The organism is Desulfothermus sp. (genome assembly GCF_053993635.1).
The window spans coordinates 1-3,455 of sequence record NZ_JBMYBT010000106.1; the positions used below are offsets into that span (position 1 = coordinate 1).

Here is a 3,455-nt window from a genome sequence, read left to right on the forward strand (position 1 = left end):
ATTTTGCCAGCAAAAAAAGCCGGGGCAAATACAAGAAAATTCTTTACCCAATGTTTAAGGCGTATTAACCTTATCCAAGATAGCATTGATGGCCTCTTTAACTTCATCTACCGTTATTTCTTTCATACACCGAGTGTTATAAGGACAAGGTGGTGTGTAACCAAATTGGGTACAAGGGCTACAAGGTAAATGTTTGTTAATGACAATGCTTTTACCATCTCTGGGAGCCCATTTTTGCTCTATGCCTGGCCCAAATAAAGCTACAACTGGTGTTCCAACCGCGACCGCTAAATGCATAATGCCAGAATCGGCGGTTAAAAGTAATTGAACCTTTAAAAGCACCTGAGCAGTTTCTTTCAAAGAAAGTTTTCCCGCAAGGTTTACATGGCCTAAACAGGAACTGACTAGATACTTACCAATGCTTTCCTCTTGTTTCCCTCCAATAACAATGACTTTTATCCCTTTTTTATCTAACCATCTAATAACGGCTCGGAACTTTTCTTTGTCCCATCTTCTCTCTTTAATACTTGCCCCAGGAAAAACAGCAACCCAGGGGTAATTGGGATTAAGATTTAGAAAAAATTGCCCTTTCAAATTAATAAAAGGAGATTTGATTACTTCTGTCTTCGGAATGTCCGTTAAAGGTCTTATCAGATTTAAAAAACTAAACACCTCATATTCATCTTGCTTATAAGGAATCTGATATGTAAAAGCATCTTTTCTTTCATTAGTAGCAAAACCTATTTTCACTTTAGCCTTTATTAAGGCCGCCACAAAGGCAGAAAGATAGTGCCATTGCTCTGAATCAATGACAACATCATAGTGTCCTTTGAAGATGCGATAAAGATCGTTTATTTTATGGTAAAAAAACACTTTTGTATATGGAAGCAAATAAAAGATTTCGGCATTTCTATTTTCTGCCAGAATATGAAATTCTGCTTCGGGAAAGGTCTGTTTTAATAAATTTAAACATGGTATCAAAAGCACAGCATCACCAATTCCTCCAGGACGGATGATAAGAAATCTTCGCGGGTTCAAATCTTTTGAAGGGTAACAAAGTAATGTTTTCTTAAAAATATTAGCTGTATTTAAAAGTTTTTTCCCTACGAGAAGATCCAACTTTTTAAGCCAGTAGATCCTTCCAAATCCTTCATGAGAAAATCTTTTTAATAACATTCCTTAAGGAGTCTCTCGGCTTTCTGTTTTAAGTCTTGGTTATGTTTTTTCTTATAAAGCTCCAAATAGACTTTTCCCAGATTACACATAGCAGGTTTATATTGTGGATCGCATTTCAGAGCCATCAAAAAACAGGTTTTTGCTTGAGACCATTTCTTTTCGGTAGCATAAAGGCAACCAAGAGTATTATAAACCTTCGCTTTTTCCCATGGATATTTCTGAATATCCTTTGCGTTCAAGGCTAAGATAAAGTGTTGTTCTGCTTGCTTGAGCTCTCCTTTTTTCCATAAAGATAAGGCATATTGGTGATGAGGGATAGCATAGTCTTTTCCTGCCCTCTTCACTGCATTTTGCCAAAAGCAAAAATCACTCTGCCAGATTTGCTGATGAGTAATGGTTATAAAAGCATAAAAAAATACAATGAGTACTAACCAAAAATAAACTTTAACGCATTTATTCAAAAAAATACAGATACTTAAAATAAAAAAAACAGAAGGAAAGTAAAGATAACGCCAGGCCACAGGGGTAGCTCCGATATGAAATACAATTAATGCCAATACGGGAACTAAGCTAATGACAAAACCTGTCATATAAATCAATCCCATCTCCCTTTCTTGACATCTCAACCTTGCAAAACAAAAAAGAACAAGGCAGATCATTATAAAAAACAACGCTACTACTATGCCCCAATCAGGCAGACTTGGCATATAAGCATAAAAAGGGAAAGGGAACACCAAACTTTTTATATAAAAACCAAAGGCCTTCATTAAAGACCCTATGTTAAAATGCCATCCATAAATTTTTAAAGCAGGAAGTTTAAATACCATATAAACTATCCCCAGTAACCCAGCCGTAAACACAACAATAGAAAAAAGTTTATTTTTAAAAATCAAACTCTCTATTAGCAAAATAGGAATAAGAACAACAGCCATTTCTTTAGAGGCAAGGGCCAAAAGAAAAAAAGTAAACATAAAAAAAAGCATCTTTTTATCTTTTGTTTCTAAATAAATGTGGGCAGCTATAAGCACAAATAAAGAAAAGAAGGTTACTAAAAGATCAGTTCTGCCGGCAATCCAGCTTACTGACTCCACATGCACAGGATGAACAGCAAATATTAAAGCAGACCAAAATGCCCAAGTCCTATTCATATTCAATCTGGTAAATATCCTACCAAAAAGTCCATATACCAAAAGGACATTAGCTATATGTATAAGGACATTTGTAAGATGATAACCCAATGGGCGGTATTTCCAAACAAGGAAATCTAGTAAAAAACTTATCATCGTTAAAGGACGATAATAAATAAAATTTGGTTTATAGATACTCAACCCTTTAATCTCGTGAATTTGATTAAAAATAATACTCCTATCATCCCAAACAAAACCGTTTTTTAAAGAAGGTATAAATATCAAAAAAGTTATAGCCGCAAGTAAAATATATTGATTTATCTTAAATTGCTTGTTGTCCATACTTTACCTTCTTTGGTAATATAAAAGCTGCCCCCATAGGGATCGGTAGGTATAGCAGAAATAATATGGGCCTTTACTAGCTGCTTCAAATCATGAGGCATTTGATGATACATTTTTCTGTATATTGCTACAGCCTTTTCTAGATAGGCAATTCTTCTAAGAGCAATGACCCGTTTTTCTATTCGTTTTCTCAGTTTTTCATCTCTTACCAATTTTAACTGTGTCTCAAGAAAAGAAATGGCAATGTTTGTTTCTCCACCTTTTATGGCTAATCTTGACGCCAGAAAAGGAAGATAAGCAGGTGCACCAGGCATCTTAGCCGCCATAAAAAAATAGTGAGCGGCTTCTTGGTTATTGTGTTCAAAATAAAAACTGATAAATCCAAGATAAAAGGGAATCTCCCACTTATTCTTTAGGTATTTAAGGCCTCGTTTCAAGATCTGTTTGGCCTCAGCGGTGCGACCCTCCCACGGCAAAATTATTCCTGCCATCCAGTAAGGTTCAAAATAGTAAGGATCAAGGTAACTACTAAGATTTAAGTCTTTGGCAAGCCAGAGGCTGTCTTTTGGAGTTATCTCGTTGACCTTACTCCCATAAAAGAGCGCCGCTTTTACCAAAAAATAATCACTTGACAGTCCGCTAAATTCTCCACTTAAAAGTAAAGCCGCCTCTGGATACGGAAGGGGAGAAGTTGCCCATTCTGTAATTCTCCATTTAAATAAACTGTTAAGCCCTATGCTTAACAATAAACACAAAATCCCTACTATTAACTGCATTTTAATGCAACTCGCGTTTGTTAAATATATAACT

General features: G+C 35.5%; 3 protein-coding genes. All 3 read right to left on the bottom strand.

Annotated features, from left to right (window positions below; all coding sequences use genetic code 11):
• Nucleotides 1-54: 54 nt before the first annotated feature.
• The gene (locus ACY2V1_RS08020) at nucleotides 55-1,176 is read right to left on the bottom strand and encodes a glycosyltransferase family 9 protein (RefSeq protein WP_461834276.1); all 1,122 of its coding nucleotides are present in this window, start codon (nucleotides 1,174-1,176) and stop codon (nucleotides 55-57) included.
• Nucleotides 1,167-2,645 carry a hypothetical protein gene (locus tag ACY2V1_RS08025; RefSeq protein WP_461834277.1) on the bottom strand — a complete coding sequence of 493 codons (1,479 nt, stop codon included), beginning with the start codon at nucleotides 2,643-2,645 and terminating at the stop codon, nucleotides 1,167-1,169. Before ACY2V1_RS08025 ends, ACY2V1_RS08020 begins: the two co-directional genes overlap by 10 nt.
• Nucleotides 2,621-3,455 (bottom strand): tetratricopeptide repeat protein (locus ACY2V1_RS08030; protein WP_461834278.1); only part of this gene is annotated, 835 nt, incomplete at its 5' end. The genes ACY2V1_RS08025 and ACY2V1_RS08030, both read right to left, overlap by 25 nt.